We start from the raw sequence: 20,532 nt of genomic DNA, 5'->3' as shown, positions 1-20,532 counted from the left end.
ACCGTGATTTCATCGCCTGGTACTTGGCCTAAATCATCACATTCACTCAATTGCGTTGGTTGTATGGCTACCGGTGGCAATGACACCATTAGTTCAAATTCCCCGGTGTCATAACAGGTGGTTATTGGGTCGTACAAGCGCACATAGATGGTTTGTGGGTTACCATTATTGGTGTAACTACTGACATTGATTATAGGGTTAGCGCCTGCTTCTGCATCAGTCTCACTAACATGGTAGGTCAATGTAACCGCTGCGGCATCTTGACCATTAAGCACTTCCTCGTCCTTAGTCGTTAAATCAAATTGTGCTACACCATCATCATCACTATCACATATCGTATAAGGCTCTAAACTTGTTGGTACTTCTGGTGCCGGGTGTACGATAAGCTCAAGGGTATTTGAGGTAAGACTATAACAACCTGTTAAGGTGTTTTCTGAACGCACATAAATCTCTTGTGTGTTGGCTACTATATTGGTGTATAAGCCTGTGATAGGATTGGCGCCTGTTTCGGCATCACTTTGTGTTTCGTGGTAGCTAATTTCAACATCCGATTCGCCATTGGTAATTTCTACGGTACGCTGGCTTAAATCAAATTCTGCAAAACCATCATTATCATCGTCACAGACTTCTATAGCCTCTGGATCTGGTTCTGGTGATGGAATTGGGTCTACTCTCAAGGTCACCGTCACCGTATTATAACAACCTGTGATATCATTTTCTGCTCTTACAAAAATGGTTTGCGCATTTTCTGTGTTAGTGTAAGGACTTACAATTGGGTTGATGGCTTGGTCTGCATCTGCTTGTGTTTCGTAATGTGTTAAGCTAATTCCTGTTTGACCGTTTAAGATTTCTTCATTAGCATCTTCTAAGATAAAGGCTTCTTGCTCATCACCTGGGTTATTCACATCACACAATTCTAATGGGGCTGGTGTGATTAAAACTGGTAATGGATTCACAATTAACTCTAAGCTTGTAATTTTATAACAGCCTTCTACCGTCGTATCGTCTTCTACACGTACCCATATAGTTTGGGTAAAAGCCTCCGTATTGGTATAAGCTAATGGGTTTGCTATTGGTGTGTTAGCAATTTCTGCATTGGCCTCACTATCATAATAGGTTAAGCTATACTGCGCAGGATTGCCGCCGTTTAATAGTTCCTCGGCCTTACTTGTTAAATCAAATTCTGCAAAACCATCAGCGGAAATATCATCACAAACCTCTAGGGGTGTTGGCGCTACCAGTTGAGGGCTTTCTTCTACAATAAGTTCTAGAATAACTAAAGTAGCACAGTCCGTGGCAATAGTCTCACTTTCTACTCTTACATAAAGCGTTTGTGCATCTTCTACAATATTATTGTAATTAACTGTGGTATCAATGGCATCAACGCCATTATTGGCATTGGTTTGCGTCTCGTGGTAGGTGACCGATAAGCCAGAAACACCGCCTGTAATTTCATCATCTACAGCAGCAAGATTAAATACGCCAAAGCCATCATTATCTGGATCACAGTAATATAAGGGTTGTGGTGTATAGGCTACTGGGGCTTGTTCTACGACAAGTTCTAATGTGGTGGTAGCGGAGCAACCCGTATTTATATCCTCTACACGCACATGGATAATTTGACCATTACTGTTATTGGTGTAGAGCGTTGGTAAAGCATTGTCCCCTGTTTCTGCATCTGCTGGAAACTCGTGGTAGCTTACGGAGTAACTTGGGTTATTTCCTGTAATTTCTGTGTTTTTTAGACTTAAATCCATCTCTGTGATACCATCTGGTGTGCCATCATCACAAACCTCTAAGGCTGTTGGTGCTATCACCGTTGGTAATGGATTCACTACAATATCAAAACTAGTCGTACTATAACAATCCGGAAATAAAGGATCTTCTACTCTTGCATAAATCGTTTGTTGATTTGGTGAGCTTGTGTTTGTATAACTTGTTGGTAAGGCTGCTGAACCACTATCGGCATCTGATTGACTACTATGGAAAGTGACATTATAAGTCGCTGCACTTTGTGTGTCTAAAATAGCAGCTTCTTGACTGCTTAAATCAAAGGTTTCAATACCGTCACTATCGTCATCACATCGTTCCATATTAGCCGGCATAGTCGCTAGGGCTCTCGTATTTACGATTAAATTAAATACAGGATTTACTGAGGCATTATAACAGCTTGGGTCTGTTGCGTTTGCTATTCTTACATAAATTGGCTGTGAATTTACTGTATTGGTATAATTTAATGGTAAAGCGTTATCTCCAGAATCTGCATCTGCAAAGCTAGTGTGATAACTCACTGTAAAATCTGCTGCCGCTTGTGAACCTAATACTAAGGCTGTTTGCACGCTTAAATCAAACTCCGCTAGGCCATCGTTGCTCTGGTCATCGCATTGTGATAAATCGGGTGCGGGATTGATAATTGGTTGCGGAGATACAGACAAAGTTATTGTACTAATTGAAAAACAAGATGTTCCTGTAGCTTGCACTCTAACATACATAACTTCACCATCAACACCATTATAGACATCTGAGTCTGTAATAGCTCCTGTAGGAGTTTCCGCATCCGTTAAACTATTATAAAAAGAAACCGTATAATCTGCAGGATCTAACGGATCTATAATGTCTGCAATTTGAGCATCTAAATTAAAATCTGCTGAAGTAGCCGACGAGCTACACTCTGATATAGCAATATCATTTAAGTCAAATGGTGATGTAATAGAAATTACAACTTCTCCTTCTGCAGTACAATCATCACCAAAAATAGCATCAACACCATCAGCAATCAACGTATAAGTACCAGATTCTGTAACCGTTAAAGTAGAACCCGTTTCATCTGGAATAGTTACTCCATTTAACTGCCACTCAAACGTATTAAAAGCACCTGTAAAATCTGGCTCAATAACATAACTATCACCGTCACAAAACTCTTGATCATCACCTAAATCTACTTGACAAATAATACTACAATTCAATTGTGATTCATCACTATTATTTACCAGATTAATAAATCCAGCGGAAGTACTAAAATTAGTAATTAATAACATATAGTAGGCATTTGGAGGTGCATTTGGTATTGTAATTTGTTCTACTGAAGCGGCATCGTAACTACAATCTACTTGCGTTGAGGAATTTAAATTTCCGGATCCACAAACGGGCTCAGTAAAAGGCCCCCACACAATAAAATCGACATCAATACCCGAACCTGAACCTCCCTCACCTGTTGTTTGAGTTAATGTAAAATCTAAATCTCCGCCAACCTCATCTACTTGCATAAAATACCATCTTGGTCTAGGTTGAGACCCTAAGCAGCCATAATCAATACCAGCTTCTGCTGATCCTGTACCAACTGGAGAAGGTACATCATAAATATCATCACAGAGTGGCAAAGCACCTGCGCATGAATCGTTATCCAAAACAACAACTTCTATAGTACTAACAGAGTCAGAACAGCCTAAAGGATTTGTATCGGTAACTGTTAATGTAACTGTATATGTTCCTGGGTTTGGATAAGCATAATTTACAAAACTTCCATCGAGCGTTTCACCGTTACCAAAATCCCATGTATATACTGCTCCTGTATCATATTCTGAAAAGATAGCACTACCCTCAAATAAAATTAAATCTCCTGGATCCACTTCTATTGTACCAGAGACAGCAGAAGGCGTCGTACTATCTATAGAAGCTGTAATGGTTTGGCATGGTGTAAAACACTCAATATTTGCAGCCCAACCATCTATATAGCCTGAATCACTAGAAATAAATTCTATCGTTAAACAACCTGATGCATTCGATGCCGAAGCCGCTACTGTACCGGGACTATTATTTTGGTCGTAGCTCCCTATTAATGGTGCTGTTAAATCATCACCATCATAAATATTCATCACATCAGCATTAAGACCACCTTGCGTTATAAATTCTGTGAACTCTAATTGAATAAAATCACCTTCAACATCAGAACAAATTGTAGTCACCAGGTTTTCACCATTACCATAAGGACCAAACTCACCGCCGGAGTCATAAAAGACACCAGTACATTGGTTAAATGTACCACTTTCCATTAATAAATCTGTGGGGTCTTGAGAAAAGCTTAAACTAGTAAAAAAGAGAGTAAGTAAGAGTAATATATTTTTCATTATACTGATTTATCAATTAGTGTTATTTTTTAATTTTTCTGTACTGAGAAGTGACCTGAATAAAATAGTTGGTATTATCAACACGGTAAACGTAGGTTCCTTTAGCAAAGAAATCTAATTGATATTTTAGAGGATTAAAATTTTCAACGTTAAAATTTTCATCTCTTTTTAAGTCCTTATTATAGGAATCAAACAACGGTATATCAGAAAGCATCATGCCTTTCTTTTGAGTTTTAGGGTTACCGTCTTCATAAATTGTAATTCTATTTCTTAAAAGGTGCTTTACATCTTTTAAATACTTAGCATCATCATAAACTAGTGTTTGTGCTTTAGATTGATATACTTCATCAATAAGCGCCTTCTCGTTTTTAGTTAGAGGTGCTTTTACATTATCTGGGTAATCAATTATTATATTTGTATCGTCTTGAGGAATGCTTTTATCACCTTGAGAAAAGGTAGAAATACTAAGAAACATTAAGGGTAATAACAGGAGGGATTTTAATTTCATTTTTTACAATTTAATTTAATTTCGAAAAGTAATAAAATTTTATAGAAACCATAGTGAGTTTATCAATGATATTGACACTTTAACGGTTTTATAGATATAACAGTTATAATTAAAAAACTCCTACCTTAATGAAACTATTTTTATTGCTTATCTTTGCCACTTGCTTATAAAAACTCATAAACAATTATTTTACAATGAAAATCGAAAGTGATTTCAATGATATTGATGCTCTTGGTGATGACCACATAGGAACATCTAGTGAAACTCCTTTGAGAGCTGATGCTTTCAAATTATCTAGCAACGAAAAAATAAATATCATTAAAGAGGATGTAAAACACATTCTAGAAACTCTAGGTTTAGACTTAAATGACGATAGCCTAAAAGGAACTCCTAACAGAGTTGCCAAAATGTTTGTAAATGAGATTTTCGCAGGCCTAGATCCTGATAAAAAACCTAGCGCTTCTACCTTTGATAACAAATACAAATACGGAGAGATGCTAGTTGAAAAAAACATTACGCTCTACTCTACTTGTGAGCACCATTTATTACCAATTGTTGGACGCGCCCATATTGCCTACATCTCTAATGGTAATGTAGTTGGTTTGTCTAAGATGAATAGAATTGTAGATTATTTTGCAAAACGCCCTCAAGTACAAGAACGATTAACGATTCAAATTGTAAAAGAACTTCAACGTGTACTTAACACAGAAGATGTTGCTTGTGTCATCGATGCCAAACATTTGTGTGTAAATTCTCGTGGTATTAGAGACATTGAAAGCAGTACGGTAACTTCAGAATTTGGAGGAAAATTCAAAGACAAAGAAACCCGAAGAGAACTTATGGATTATATAAAATTAGAAACACAATTTTAATATGTTCTATTTGTTATAAAATTGGCTATTCTAGCATTGATAAATCAAAATATTTTAAATTAGTTTTCAATTCTATTTAATTTATTTTTTAAATAGAAAGCCTGTTTTACAACTTAAATTTCGAATATCATTTAGAAATACTTTCACTACAAACATCCTTACAATAATGCTACTTTACAATTCACAACACCTAAAATTATACAATACGCTGTCAGGTGAAAAAGAAATTTTTGAACCCATAACTGATGGTTATGTAGGAATGTATGTTTGTGGCCCAACAGTATATAGTAATGTTCACTTAGGTAATGTACGAACGTTTATGTCTTTTGATATGATTTTTCGTTATTTGAAACATTTGGGCTATAAAGTGCGCTACGTTAGAAACATTACAGATGCAGGACATTTAGAAAATGATGCCGATGTTGGTGAAGATAAGATTACAAAAAAAGCACGATTAGAAGCCATAGAACCTATGGAAATTGTGCAACGATACACTGTAGATTTTCACAATGTACTCCATACATTTAATTTTTTACCGCCTAGTATTGAACCTACTGCAACAGGTCATATTATTGAGCAAATTGAACTCATTCAATCCATAATAGATAATGGATTTGGCTATATCGTCAACGGTTCTGTTTATTTCGATGTTCATAAATACAATGAATCTAACGAATACGGTATTTTAAGCAAACGTAAGCTAGAAGATTTAATTCATAATACGCGTGCATTAGATGGCCAAAGTGATAAAAAAAATCCTCAAGATTTTGCCCTTTGGAAAAAAGCCGAACCTACGCATATCATGCGTTGGCCTTCACCTTGGAGCGATGGTTTTCCTGGTTGGCATTTAGAATGTACCGCTATGAGCACTAAATATTTAGGTGACTTTTTTGACATACATGGTGGCGGAATGGATTTAAAATTCCCACATCACGAATGTGAGATTGCTCAAAATCAAGCTTCAAAGGGTCAGGCTCCTGTAAAATATTGGATGCATGCCAATATGCTAGAATTAAATGGCGCTCGCATGAGTAAATCTACTGGAAACTATATAAATCCTGCTGAATTACTATCTGGAGAGAATGATATTATGTCTAAAGCTTACAACCCAAGTGTAATTCGCTTTTTTATGATGCAAGCCTCTTACCGAAGTGTATTAGATTTAACTGATGACGGTTTAGCAGCTGCCGAGAAAGGGTTTCATAGACTTATGGAAGCTATTGGATTAATCGATAATCTAAAAACAAGTTCTACATCGTCGTTTAGCGTAACCGACTGGAAGCAGAAATGCTACGACGCTATGAATGATGATTTTAACACACCTATTTTAATTGCTTCACTTTTTGAAGCTGTAAAGCATATTAACCAAATTAAAGAAGGAAGTGCTACTATTACTTCTGAAGATTTAGCCATTTTAAACGAAACATTAAAAGCTTTTATTTTTGATGTACTTGGCTTGGTAAACATTTCAAAAGAAAGTACTGGTAGTGATAAACTAACCAATGCCGTTGAAATACTAATAGCACTTAGAAAAGAAGCCCGATTAAATAAAGATTTTGCACTCTCAGATAAAATTAGAGACGACTTAGCTGAAGCAGGAATTCAGTTAAAAGACAGTAGAGAAGGAACGACCTTTACGTTTTAAAATGTTCAATTGTAGGTTACGGACTTATAAAGCCGATCACTAAAATCAGTGATCTCGTAAACTTTCAAATTAACAGCTTAACAACTAACAGTAAACCATTTTACTTATCAAAAAAATTCTTACATATCCATTCTTGTTGCTGATTAAAATTTACCAAACCGTAATTTCACCTTTTACACCAGCAACATGCAGATATCAACCTACATGTTCACATTATGCTAAGGAAGCTTTAGAAGTTTATGGATTTTTTAAAGGTGGATGGTTAGCTATAAAAAGGATTTTTAGTTGTCATCCCTGGGGAGGTAGTGGATTTGATCCTGTTCCGGGTAAGGATGACAACTAAAAATTTTGCCTACGCGCCAGCTCGCCCGTTCTCTAAAAATGTACACCGTACATTTTATTAACGTTCCGTCGCCCTGGGGAGGTAGTGGATTTGATCCTGTTCCGCGTAAGGATGACAACTAAAAATTTGTCTATATATCAGAATCATATATTCACAAATAATACACTTCAAGTATTTCCTTAACGTTAGCCAGACCGAATAGAAACAAAAGTTTTAGTCCTCTTCTGCTAAAAGAAGATTAATAATACGTTAATCTCATTTTCAATCGCCATCAAAATATTATATTTACAGCATAAATAGAATATCTATGTTTTTATTACAGATTGATTGGGATCCTATAAAGTTTATTGATTTAGGATTTTTTAAACTTCATTTCTACAGTCTAATGTGGATTGCTGCTTTTGTTTTAGGTTTCTACGTAACCAAGCGTATTTATAAAAACGAAGGTGAATCTGATGAGTCTTTAGATTCTTTATTCATTTATTCTGTTGTCGGCATTATGCTTGGCGCTCGATTAGGACATGTGATATTTTACCAACCCGAATTAATTACAGAAGATTTTTTTAGCATCTTTTTACCTTTTAAATTTAAAGGCGGTATTGAGTTTACTGGTTTTCAAGGATTAGCAAGTCATGGTGCAGCTATTGCCATGATTATTTCTATGTACCTCTACAACAAGAAAGTATTACATAAATCAGTCCTTTGGATTTTAGATCGTGTTGTCGTTCCTGTAGCTCTTGGCGCTGTTTTTGTTAGAATAGGAAACTTTATTAATTCTGAAATTATAGGAAAATATACTGGTAGTGATTTTGGCGTTGTATTTAAGCAATTAGGTGAAACAGCACCGCGACATCCTGCGCAATTATATGAAGCATTCTCATATGTTTTTGTGTTTTTAATTCTCTTTTATTTTTATTGGAAAACTAAAAAATCGGAACAAGAAGGCTTTTTGTTTGGCTTATTTTTAGTGCTACTATGGAGCATAAGATTCTGTGTAGAATTTGTAAAAGAAGCACAAAATATTGAACGCTCAGACTGGGTTTTAAATACAGGTCAGTGGTTAAGCATTCCGTTTATAATTATTGGGTTATATTTTATGTTTATTTACAAACCTAAATCAAAACCTGCATAATGCGTACATCACTGCTTTTAAAATCTATAATCATTGTATTTGGACTGCTGTTTTTTTCATCTTGTAAAGAAGAACAAAAAACAAAATCAATAGACAAACTTATTGTAAGCTTTAAAAAAGAAGGCACTTTAGAGTTAAAGAAAGCAGCTTCTGACTCAGTTATTAAAACAATTGCTATTGAAATTGCTGATGATGAATACAGTACCCAAACAGGTCTAATGTATAGAACTGAGCTAGAAACACACCATGGTATGCTGTTTATTTTTCCAAATGTGCAACTGCGAAGTTTTTACATGAAGAACACTAAGATTCCATTAGATATAATTTATATCGATGAATCTAAGACCATTGTAAGTTTTCAAAAAAATGCCAAACCTTTTGATGAAACCTCACTTCCATCTGAAGCACCTGCAAAATATGTTTTAGAGATTAATGCCGGACTTTCGGATGAATGGGGATTAGAGGTCGGCGACAAAATAAGTTATACCACAACCGAAGAGTAAGAATTTATACCCTTTACTTTAAAATATTTTAAGATATTAATTATAGTTTAATATCATTACCACATCGCTTAAGAGTTTCAATATTGCTTACACAAAAACATTTAAGCACATGGATGACCTTACTACTTCAAAGTTCTACCTCAGTATTGTATTTATTAAAAGAAAATCATAACACAATCTAATCTACGTATACATAAACATGTAATCATAAGTTTAGTAAAATTGAACAACAAACTGATTAAAGCCTCTCTCTCTAAAGTATATTGTTTTGTAATAAATGACTTCCGATTCTCGTAAAGCCAAATACAAGTATATTGAACTTTTAAAAATAGCTTTATTACTGAAGTCTTCTATTGTTTAAATAAAAAAAATGCCTCTCAATTAAGAAAGGCATTTTTAATATTTATAAAAAGTTTAAAAGCTTATGCCTCTTCAACCTCTTCTTCTTCTTTCACTTTATTTTTAAGTGCATCTGTAGCGTTACCTTTTTTAGCAGTATCGTACATTATTGGTGTTGCAATAAATACTGATGAGTATGTACCAACAACAACCCCTAAAATTAATGCGAATAATAAATCTTTAAGTGAATCAGCACCAAATAAGAACATTGCTAATAACACCACTAAAGTTGTTAAAGATGTATTTAAGGTTCTACTAATTGTACTGTTTAGAGATTTATTAATTGTTGTATCGAATTTCCAACCTAAATTTTCATTGAAATACTCTCTAATTCTATCGAACACAACAACGGTATCATTTAGCGAGTAACCAATAACCGTTAAGATTGCTGCAATAAACGTTTGGTCAACCTCCATACTAAATGGCATAAATCGCCATGTTAATGAATAGATACCTAAAACAATAAAGACATCATGGAATACAGCAGCAACTGCACCAAGAGAGAATTGCCATTTCTTAAATCTAAATAAGATATATAAGAACACCACAATTAAAGAGCCCAATATTGCCCATACAGAAGACCTTTTAATATCATCTGCAATGGTTGGACTTACTTTACTCGATAGCATTTTACCTATTTTATTTTCACCAGACCCTACTTTAAACTCATCATAAGTCATGCCTTCTGGAAGGTATTTTTGTAACGCTGTAAACAACATCGTTTCTACCTCCTCATCAGCTTCTAACGAACTGTCTTCCACTTTGTATTTGGTAGAAATCTTTAATTGGTTTGGACCACCAATTGTTTTTACCTCAGCACTTTCAAACACTTCAAAAAGGTCGTTTTTAACTTCTTCGACACTCATATCCTGATCAAAACGCACTTGGTAAGTTCGTCCACCAACAAAATCAATACCTTGATCTAATCCTGTAGTAAAAAGCGAAGCTAAACTTGCTAAAATTAATGCTCCAGAAAAGATATAAGCAATCTTACGCTTTCTTAAGAAATCAATATTAACATTCTTAAATAAGTTTTTAGTTAAGCCTGTTGAGAACTCTAATTTTCCTCCTCGGTTTACATACCAATCTACTAATAAACGTGTAATAAAAATCGCGGTGAATAAAGAAGTTAAAATACCGATAATTAATGTCGTTGCGAAACCTTTAATTGGTCCTGTACCAAATACAAATAAAATTAAAGCCGTTAAACCTGTGGTTATATTGGCATCTAAAATTGAAGATAATGCATTACCAAAACCATCTTTAATAGATTCTTTTTGTGTTTTGCCTTTAGCTAACTCTTCCTTAATTCGTTCAAAGATCAGAACGTTAGCATCGACCGACATACCAATCGTTAAAACAATACCTGCAATACCAGGCAAGGTTAAGACAGCGCCTAAACTTGCTAATACACCAAATAGTAATAAGATGTTTAATAACAAAGCAACATTTGCAAATGCACCACCTTTACCGTAGTAAAAAATCATCCATAGTAATACAAAAACTAAAGCGATAAGGAAAGATAACATTCCACTATCAATCGCTTCTTGTCCTAATGATGGTCCTACAACATCTGATTGTACAATCTGTGCAGAAGCAGGTAATTTACCTGCTCTTAATACATTGGCTAAATCGACAGCCTCTGTTAAAGAAAACGACCCTGATATCTGTGAATTACCACCAGCAATAGGCCCTGTAGTTACACTTGGTGCAGAATATACTATATCATCTAAAACAATAGCTATAAAACCTTGAGTTTCGTAAGCTTTTTTAGTCATTTCTTCCCATACACTAGCGCCTTGTGCATTCATTTGCATACTAACAGCAGGTCGGCTTAATTGATCGTATTCTTGTCTAGCGTCAGTTATTACAGCACCACTTAATTCTGGTACACCTTCTCTATTGCCTTTAATAGCATAAAGTTCTGAAAACTCAGATTCTTCATTCTGAATTCCCCAAACAAATCTTACATAACGCATTTCTGCTGGTAGTAACGCTCTATGTTTTGGTGCATTTAAGTGCGCCATAACTTTTTCGCGATCTTTAGCCAAGAACATACCAATAACAGAACCTCCATTTCCATAACCTTGAATACCCAATGGGTTAATACTTGCTATATCTGTTGTATCTTCTGATTCTATCTGCCCTGTTAACTCGTCTATAGCATCTGTAGTAGTGTCAACTTCTTCCTCTGTAGTTTCAGCGACCTCATCTTTAGTTTCATTCGCTTTATTTTCTTCAACCAATGCTTGGTTTACCTCCATTAAATAAGGCAAAGCATCTTGAGTTTTATAGGTTTCCCAAAATTCTAATTGAGCTGTAGTAGTTACTAACTCTTCAACACGCTCTATATCTTTAGCTCCTGGTAATTCTAATAAGATACGTCCAGAGTTTCCTAAACGTTGAATATTTGGAGAGGCTACCCCAAACTTATCAATACGCTTACGCAATACTTCAAAAGCTGAAACAATAGACTCATCAATTTTTGTTTCAATAATGCTTTTAACTTCATCATCAGACATATCGAATTTTATCTCTTCGCTTAACGTACGATTCGCAAAAATATCTGGAGAGGCTAATTTTGTATCTCCTTTTATAGCATCAAAAGCGGTAAAGAACGATTGCAAATAAGAGTCTTGTGAATCTTTTTGTAATTCTTCAGCATCATCTAAAGCTTTATTAAATACAGCGTTTTTGCTGTTGTCTGCTAATCCTTTTAAAATATCTTTAACTGATATTTGAAGAATAACGTTAATACCACCTTTAAGGTCTAATCCCAAATTCATGGCGTTATTTTCTACCTCGGTGTATGTGTATTGTGCAACGCCTAATAAGTTATAAACTTCAATAGACTCAAATTCATCACCAACTTCAATTTTTGAAGTTTTTAAAGAATCTAAGTAACGTGCTTCTTCTACATTTCGTTTGGTTTGGTAATCCTCTTCGGTTTCAGCATATTTAGCTACTGCTGCTTCTTTAGCAGTATCTTCAATTTGATTAGCTTTAAACGTAAATGATAATTGGTAAATACTTACCAAACCAAATAAAATCGCAAAAAGCTTAACTAGTCCTTTGTTTTGCATTGTAATTATTTATTTAATGTCGAATTTTTAACGCGCAAATATAGCTTTTACGCTATAATCCGACAATGTTTTTTATGATTTTGATTTTTAGCTTTTTGATTGATAAAAAGCTTAATGAAATGACGTGGAATTATTTACGATTACATAATTCCTTAAACAGTTGGTCCTGCTCTAACTTCTGGAATTTTATAGGATAAATGATCAATTAAAATTGCCGTGGTTTGATTAACCAAAACCGCAATTTTAAAGCTACCTTCACTTTGTTTTGCATTAAGTTGCGTTCCAGAATTATTAACTTTAAGCGGATTTGAGAGATCCGTTTTTTGGTTTACTTCAGTAACTTGAATACCTTCAAAACTCCAATTAATATTACTGTTACTTTTAATTTCAGAAATATTAAGCTCGTAATTGATTAAGCTTTTGTTCTCAGGAAAATTACTAGAGCGCTTTTGAGAATCTTTGTTGGCAATTTTGAAATTATCGGTATTTAAAAGTACAGTCTGAATCTGAATAACATCTACATCACTATGATAGGTAATTCTTAATTGACCAGCTTTGTTATGACCGATTTGAATTTGAGTAACACCAATACTCTGTAATTTATCTTGTATGGCATCAATAGCATTTTCTGTCTCTTTTTCAGTAACAGTCTGCGCTGAAAACTCTATAACAATTTGCTGATTTGGTACTGTTACTTGCTCTAAATACGTTCCTAAAAACGCTAAGAGTATAACTAATAATCCAAGATGCAGTTTGGTTTTCACGGGTTTTATTATGCTAATAATTTGATTCTAAAATTACAATTAGTAAAAACACACTTAATGAAATTTAGAACCAATCATTCTACGCGCCAAATATAGACAAAAAAATACTCCCAATTGCTATTGAGAGTATTTCTAAAGTCTTAATATTAATAATATTGAAAAGTAATATTACATACCTTCCATCTTTGTATAACCTTCTGGTGGCGTCATACTAAATTTATCATCTGATACAGCTACTTTATCTATTTTTATAACTTCATTACTCACTTCAATTACAGCTCCCATTTGGTTTAATTTCATTACAAAATATAGCGGATAACCTTCAACCTTACCTGCCATTGCCGTAGTGTTTTGGCTTAATGCCGAAATTTTATCTGTAGTAAACATATGCATTTCTACCTCTTGCCCATTTTGCTTCATATTAATAATATACTGTTGGCACTCGTAGCCTAAAACTGTTTTAGTTTCTTCACCTTTTTTAACGGTTACAGATTCTAAATCAGACTCACTTGGCACAGTAGATTGTATCGTATATTTTTTACCCAAAGAAGGATTGTCCATTAACATAAGCATTTGCTGTGTAGCACCATCAATAATCATCGTCATATCGCCAGCCATTGGATTACTTGTTTCATTTCGAGATTTATCACCTTTAAAGTAAGATGTCGCATTTTTCAATTCGCCCATACTTTTAAGCTGTAAATTCATTTGCTCATTATCACTAGACATACTTTGCTTAATAGTAAGTACACCTTCTTCAATTTTTTCTTGAGCATTTAACATTACAGCGAATACTAATGCGAAACTTAAAATTAACGTCTTTTTCATATTTATTTTTTTATTTAATTTATATTCTAAAAAACAAAAAACCTTACCAACAATTGAGTCAGAAAGGTTTTTGTAATATTAGGTTTATATTTTGAACTAAAATTCTAATAAACCGTTTGTTTTCTTAACACCTTCAGCACTTGCTTTCATGTGTTCTTTTTCCGCATCACTTAAAGATACATCAACGATTTTTTCGATACCGTTTTTACCTAAAATAACTGGCACACCAATACAAAGGTCACTTAAACCATATTCGCCATCTAATAATGTAGAACAAGGGAATATTTTCTTTTGGTCACAAGCAATAGCCTGTACTAATCCACTAACTGCAGCACCTGGAGCATACCAAGCTGAAGTTCCTAATAACTTAGTTAATGTAGCACCACCAACTTTAGTATCTTCAGCAACTTGAGTTAAGCGCTCTTCAGATAAAAATTCAGATACTTTGATACTGTTTCTTGTTGCATGAGAAATTAATGGTACCATACCTGTATCGCTATGCCCACCAATTACCATACCGTCAACATCACTAATTGGTGCTTCTAAAGCTTCTGCCAATCTGTATTTAAAACGTGCAGAATCTAATGCGCCACCCATTCCAATGATTTTATGTTTTGGTAAACCTGTAGTTTTATGTACCAAATAGGTCATCGTATCCATAGGATTACTCACTACAATAATGATGGTATTTGGAGAATGCTCAACTAAACTTGAAGATACTGTTTTTACAATACCAGCATTGATTCCAATTAATTCTTCACGAGTCATACCTGGCTTACGAGGAATACCTGAAGTAATTACGCAAATATCACTACCTGCTGTTTTAGAATAATCGTTTGTACTTCCTGTAATTTTAGTATCAAATCCGTTAAGAGATGCACACTGCATTAAATCCATGGCTTTACCTTCCGCATAACCTTCTTTTATATCTAAGATTACAACTTCAGAAGCAAAGTTTTTTATTGCAATATACTCTGCACAACTTGCGCCAACTGCACCAGCGCCAACTACGGTTACTTTCATAATTATATATGTTTTTTTATATGTAAATTAAGTATTATATACGTGCGTAAATTTACAAATAAAAATGCTGTAAATAAAGAAAGTACAACAGTAAATCTTACACTTTCTTTATTATTTTTTTCTTAATTTATTTTATCTAAACCCCAAATTAATACCTACTGAGAAGGCATTGAACTCCGATAAATGATATTCGGCATTAAGCCTAATAAAACCTAATTTCAATTTTGTACCAATGGTAGCTCTTACCGCAGACACATCACTAGACACAGAAAAAGGATTAACAATAGTTTCTGTCGTTAAAAATCCATTAGTGACTCTATAGTTTCCCAACAATTCTGATTCTGATTTTCCTTTAATATAACCAAATCCTCCATAAAAATTAATGACTGGTAGTTTTGTTGATGCTAACATCTGAAACAACCACGTATTTGTGTTATTTTCTAACCGTTGATTTTTGCCTTCGACACCAGATGATTCCATTAAATTATACGAACCATCAAGGTGATTGTAAGCAATTAACCCCGATACTGCCACAGGCCAAATCTTGCTGGTTGGAAACCAATCTGTAATTTCCATTTGCAAACCTGCGCCATACATACTTAAACTCACATCATCCATTTCTACCTTAGGAACAAAACGTGCTTTTATTTCTAAACCACTACTTAGCCCTAAAGCGCCTTGTATAAATGCTGTTGGTAATAAATTAGCACTACTAGATCCAATACCTTCTGGCAGCTCCACCTCTGCTGTTTGACTTCCAAACAAGGAATTATCATATTCTATTTCCACAAAAATTGCTGGATTATTCTCTCCTAACACCGAAGAAACCATCTGAGAAGTTCCTCCTTGTGCAAACTGAACATTATTATAATCCGCAGTATTTAAATTAAAGTTTTTATGCTCATCTTTAATTATAGAAGCATTAGCAATAACTGAAATTTCAAAGCCTCCTAAAGGTTTTACTTTTGCTGAGTTAAACCAATTGGCATTCATGCTGTGAATGGCTGCGTTTGACCCTGGAGCCAAATAATCATTTGCAAAACGTTGTGCATCCTCAATACCTCCTGCAAGTAATACATCAATATCGTTTTGAGCTTTGGCGGTCAAAGCCATAATACAGAAAACAAAAACCAAAAACTTCATACAATACTATTATTTAGACAGTTACAACAAATATATTAAAATAAAATCAGTGCTCTATTTTATCATTATTACGTATTTAACAATTATGCTAAACAAAAAAAAGCAATTACATTAATAACGTAATTGCTTTAAATTTAATTATAAAAAGTTTTAATTATGCATCGATATTAGCATAAACAGCATTCTTTTCAATAAACTCTCTACGTGGTGGCACTTCGTCTCCCATTAACATAGAGAATACTCGATCGGCTTCAATACCATTTTCAATTTGCACTAAACGCATGGTTCTAAACTCAGGGTTCATAGTCGTATCCCAAAGTTGTTCTGCGTTCATTTCACCAAGACCTTTATAACGTTGAATTTTAGAATTCTCTCCAAACTCTTTCATAATATCGTCTCGTTCTTTATCTGACCAAGCATAACGCTTTTTCGCACCTTTTTTAATTAAATATAAAGGTGGTGTTGCGATAAAAATATGACCATTCTCTACAAGCTCTTTCATATATCTAAAGAAGAACGTCAAAATCAGTGTTGCAATGTGAGAACCATCAATATCGGCATCACACATGATTACGACTTTATGATATCTTAATTTTGAAAGGTTTAATGCTTTACTATCTTCTTCTGTACCAATAGTAACTCCTAACGCTGTAAAAATATTCTTGATTTCCTCATTTTCAAACACCTTATGCGTCATGGCTTTTTCCACATTAAGAATCTTACCTCTTAATGGCAATATGGCTTGAAATTTTCTATCACGACCTTGTTTGGCCGTACCACCTGCCGAATCTCCCTCAACAAGGAACACTTCACTTTTTGCAGGGTCTTGCTCTGAACAATCTGATAATTTCCCAGGTAAACCACCAATACTCATCACAGTTTTTCGCTGCACCATTTCACGCGCTTTTTGAGCTGCATGTCGTGCTTGCGCCGCGAGTATTACTTTCTGAACTATGGTCTTAGCATCCTCAGGATTTTCTTCTAAATAATCCGTTAGCATTTCAGAAACCGACTGACTTACCGCTGCAGAAACTTCACGGTTACCTAATTTCGTTTTGGTCTGTCCTTCAAACTGTGGTTCTTGTACTTTTACAGAAACAATAGCGGTTAAACCTTCACGGAAATCATCACCTGCAATGTCAAACTTCAATTTATCTAACATTCCAGATTCATCAGCATACTTTTTAAGGGTATGAGTTAAACCACGACGAAAACCAGAAAGGTGTGTTCCACCTTCATGTGTATTAATATTGTTTACATAAGAATGTAGGTTTTCCGCATAAGAGGTGTTATAAACCATAGCGACCTCAACAGGAACGCCGTTCTTTTCGCCTTCAAAAGCAATGACATCTTTCATTAAAGGTTCACGGTTACCATCTAAAAATTTGATAAATTCTTTTAAACCTTCTTCAGAATGAAATGTTTCACCTTCAAATTCACCATCCTCTTTTTTATGACGCTTATCAATTAAATGGATTGTGATTCCTTTATTTAAATACGCTAATTCTCTTAAACGACTTGCTAAAGTATCATAACTATACTCTAAAGTTTGGGTAAAAATCGTTGGGTCTGGTTTAAAGGTTACAATCGTACCTCTTTTATCAGTATCACCGACTTTTTTTACAGGGTACATGGCTTTACCACGTTCATACTCCTGCTCCCAAATTTCACCTTTTCTATAAACGGTAGCTTTTAAATGGTCTGATAAAGCATTAACACAACTTACACCTACACCGTGTAATCCACCAGAAACTTTATAAGAATCTTTATCGAATTTTCCTCCGGCACCAATTTTAGTCATAACAACTTCTAGTGCAGAAACGCCTTCTTTTTTGTGTAAATCTACAGGAATACCACGACCATCATCTTCTGTCGTAATCGAATTATCTTCATTTATAGTTACACTAATATTATCACAATGACCAGCTAAAGCTTCATCAATAGAGTTATCTACAACTTCATAAACTAAATGGTGTAAACCTCGCACGCCGACATCTCCAATATACATAGAGGGACGCATACGCACGTGCTCCATGCCCTCTAGGGCCTGAATACTATCTGCGGAATAATTATCCTTGTTAAATTCTTCTCTTTTTTCGCTCATTATTTTGAATAAATTTTAATTCGATTTACGGCATAAAAAAATGACACATACGTATCATTTTTGAATACTAACAAATATAACCATTAAAAAAGCATTTCAAAAGCTTTTTATAGATGTTAGCCGATAATTATCAACATTTGTTAATTATTTAAAAGTGTCTTAAAACGGCTAAAAAGCACCTTAGATTTGATTTATACGATTTTTAATTAGCAGCTAAAATTATAATACACCAAAACCGCTCAGAAGTTATAATTTTATGGCAATTGCTATTTAGAATTTGTCACAATTATGCGAAAAACAACTCAAATATGAGCTGTTGATTAAAACTATTAACCTTCTAAATACCCAAACTTACCTGTATTAAAGTCTTGAAAAGCCTCAACCAACTCCTCTTTTGTGTTCATAACAAAAGGACCATGAGCTGCTATGGGCTCGTTAAGAGGCTCGCCGCTAAGTACTAAAATTATAGCATCACTTGCAGCTTCAACAGTAAAAGATTCACCATCATTACTAAACATTATAAAATGATCTTCTGCAGCTCTGGTTACGCCATTAATTATAGCTTCTCCTTCTACCATTAAAATAGCTGTGGTATAATTTGAGGGAAATGACAATTCAGTTTTACCGCCTTTATTTAATTTTAAATTAAACATATTTATAGGCGAAAATGTTGATGCTGCTCCTTTAGTACCTTTGTACTCACCTGCAATAATCTCTATTGCTCCTGCACTATTAGGTAAATCTATCTTTGAAATTTCTTTACTTACAATGGCTTGGTATTTTGGTTCACTCATTTTATCTTTTGCAGGAAGATTGACCCACAATTGTACCATTTGAAATTCACCACCTGTTTTACTCCATTCAGTTTCGTGATATTCTTTATGTAAAACACCCGAAGCAGCAGTCATCCATTGCACATCACCTTCGCCAATAACACCTCCCCCCCCAGCACTATCATTATGTTCTACACGCCCTTTGTAAGCTATAGTCACAGTTTCGAATCCTCTATGAGGATGTACGCCTACACCTTTTGGTGAATTTGTTGCTGGAAAATTATACTTGGAGTTATAATCTAGCATTATAAAAGGATCCATCCGTTGCATGGTTGATGTTCCTGGTATAAAATTATGAACTCTAAAACCATCACCAACAAAGTGTGGTGTACCTGGTTTTGTTACTTTTTCTATTGTTCTTGTTGTCATCATCATTGTATTTTAGTTTAATTCAAATCATTTACAAAGAGACACTGATAATTTCAAATACATGTAACTCATGCCATTGTTCCCTCTGTAATTACTAGTGTAAAATTAAGGCAACAATAAAGCCTTTGCATTGACCTATGATAAGTAGTGCATCAGGGCATATGTGAAAATACTAAGCGTTCTTAAAATAAATCAGAATTAAAGTTTTCTTTAGCAAGAGCCTTACGAACCCGACTCAGGCTTTCGGGAGTGATCCCTAGATAAGAAGCAATCATCCATTGTGGAACACGCAACATGATATCTGGATACATGTTAACAAAATCTAAATAGCGCTCTTTTGCTGTTGCCCCCAGTAACTGACTAATACGCTTATACAAATGCCTTATGTGGTTTTGCAGCAAGCGTTCGTTTTGCGCCCTGAAGTTTGGGTTAACTTTAGCAACTTCGCTCATAAAGTCATCGTCTAACATAACGGTTAAAGTATCTTCAACTGCATCAATATAATAGGTTGAAGGCTCTTGAAAAAAGACACTTCCGCGATCACTTACAATCCAATTTTCGGTTGCAAACTGAAGAATATTTTCTTTTCCTTCTTTGTTTAAGGCATAGAATCTTAAAACACCTTGTTCTACAAAAAAGGAGTGGTTACAAATATCACCTTGTTGTAATAAAAAGTCGCCTTTAGCAACCATTCTTGTTTTTAAGAAAGGTTCAACCTGTTGAAATTGTGTTTCAGACAAACCTCCTTTTTCAATAAGATGTCTTTTAAAATTGGGTAACATCATAACTTTATTTAAGATTATGAATTTACAACATTGTAAGAAATAAAAAAAAGACCAATCCTTTTTAAGATTGG

The 20,532-nt window shown here is 34.5% G+C and carries 15 protein-coding genes; 5 read left to right on the top strand and 10 right to left on the bottom strand.

What is annotated here, in order from left to right; all coding sequences use genetic code 11:
* Window positions 1-4,127 (bottom strand): PKD domain-containing protein (locus tag HM982_RS17530; protein WP_179354626.1); only part of this gene is annotated, 4,127 nt, incomplete at its 3' end.
* 22 nt (window positions 4,128-4,149) lie between these two features.
* On the bottom strand, window positions 4,150-4,635 hold the full coding sequence (locus HM982_RS17525; protein WP_179354625.1) for a hypothetical protein: 486 nt from the start codon (window positions 4,633-4,635) through the stop codon (window positions 4,150-4,152).
* A 194-nt stretch (window positions 4,636-4,829) separates the two neighbouring features.
* On the opposite strand from HM982_RS17525, the gene folE reads away from it, so the two are divergent.
* The 5 genes from folE to HM982_RS17500 all read left to right on the top strand — a co-directional run bounded on the left by folE (window position 4,830) and on the right by HM982_RS17500 (window position 9,130).
* Window positions 4,830-5,507 (top strand): GTP cyclohydrolase I FolE, encoded by a 678-nt coding sequence (gene folE / locus HM982_RS17520; protein WP_179354624.1) that lies wholly within the window; start codon window positions 4,830-4,832, stop codon window positions 5,505-5,507.
* A 166-nt stretch (window positions 5,508-5,673) separates the two neighbouring features.
* The gene (gene cysS, locus HM982_RS17515) at window positions 5,674-7,152 is read left to right on the top strand and encodes a cysteine--tRNA ligase (protein WP_179354623.1); all 1,479 of its coding nucleotides are present in this window, start codon (window positions 5,674-5,676) and stop codon (window positions 7,150-7,152) included.
* A gap of 106 nt (window positions 7,153-7,258) precedes the next feature.
* Window positions 7,259-7,495, top strand: coding sequence for a membrane protein insertion efficiency factor YidD (gene yidD, locus HM982_RS17510; RefSeq protein ID WP_179354633.1), 237 nt, complete (start codon window positions 7,259-7,261; stop codon window positions 7,493-7,495).
* Between the two features lie 307 nt (window positions 7,496-7,802).
* Window positions 7,803-8,627, top strand: coding sequence for a prolipoprotein diacylglyceryl transferase (gene lgt / locus HM982_RS17505; RefSeq protein WP_179354622.1), 825 nt, complete (start codon window positions 7,803-7,805; stop codon window positions 8,625-8,627).
* Window positions 8,627-9,130, top strand: coding sequence for a DUF192 domain-containing protein (locus HM982_RS17500; RefSeq protein ID WP_179354621.1), 504 nt, complete (start codon window positions 8,627-8,629; stop codon window positions 9,128-9,130). The genes lgt and HM982_RS17500 overlap by 1 nt, the downstream gene beginning before the upstream one ends.
* A 422-nt stretch (window positions 9,131-9,552) precedes the next feature.
* Here HM982_RS17500 and secDF read toward each other — a convergent pair whose 3' ends face one another.
* From secDF to HM982_RS17460, 8 genes are all read right to left on the bottom strand, one after another.
* Window positions 9,553-12,612: a protein translocase subunit SecDF gene (gene secDF / locus HM982_RS17495; protein WP_179354620.1), complete on the bottom strand. Its 3,060-nt coding sequence runs from the start codon at window positions 12,610-12,612 to the stop codon at window positions 9,553-9,555.
* Window positions 12,613-12,764: 152 nt separating this feature from the next.
* The gene (locus tag HM982_RS17490) at window positions 12,765-13,376 is read right to left on the bottom strand and encodes a hypothetical protein (protein ID WP_179354619.1); all 612 of its coding nucleotides are present in this window, start codon (window positions 13,374-13,376) and stop codon (window positions 12,765-12,767) included.
* A 168-nt stretch (window positions 13,377-13,544) separates the two neighbouring features.
* Entirely contained in the window at window positions 13,545-14,204 is a 660-nt protein-coding gene (locus HM982_RS17485) for a DUF4412 domain-containing protein (protein ID WP_179354618.1), read from the bottom strand.
* Window positions 14,205-14,300: 96 nt separating this feature from the next.
* A complete protein-coding gene (gene mdh / locus HM982_RS17480) occupies window positions 14,301-15,227 on the bottom strand; it encodes a malate dehydrogenase (protein WP_179354617.1) in 927 nt (308 codons plus the stop codon).
* A gap of 132 nt (window positions 15,228-15,359) precedes the next feature.
* Window positions 15,360-16,370 carry a DUF6588 family protein gene (locus tag HM982_RS17475; RefSeq protein ID WP_179354616.1) on the bottom strand — a complete coding sequence of 337 codons (1,011 nt, stop codon included), beginning with the start codon at window positions 16,368-16,370 and terminating at the stop codon, window positions 15,360-15,362.
* Window positions 16,371-16,524: 154 nt separating this feature from the next.
* Window positions 16,525-18,474, bottom strand: coding sequence for a DNA topoisomerase (ATP-hydrolyzing) subunit B (gene gyrB / locus HM982_RS17470; RefSeq protein ID WP_179354615.1), 1,950 nt, complete (start codon window positions 18,472-18,474; stop codon window positions 16,525-16,527).
* Between the two features lie 329 nt (window positions 18,475-18,803).
* Window positions 18,804-19,676, bottom strand: a complete 873-nt coding sequence (locus HM982_RS17465; RefSeq protein WP_179354614.1) for a pirin family protein — start codon at window positions 19,674-19,676, stop codon at window positions 18,804-18,806.
* A 182-nt stretch (window positions 19,677-19,858) separates the two neighbouring features.
* Window positions 19,859-20,461 (bottom strand): Crp/Fnr family transcriptional regulator, encoded by a 603-nt coding sequence (locus HM982_RS17460; protein WP_246296923.1) that lies wholly within the window; start codon window positions 20,459-20,461, stop codon window positions 19,859-19,861.
* Window positions 20,462-20,532: the final 71 nt, after the last annotated feature.

The organism is Winogradskyella vidalii (assembly GCF_013403955.1).
GTDB classification, from domain to species: domain Bacteria; phylum Bacteroidota; class Bacteroidia; order Flavobacteriales; family Flavobacteriaceae; genus Winogradskyella; species Winogradskyella vidalii.
This window is presented reverse-complemented; position numbering and strand designations above follow the sequence as displayed.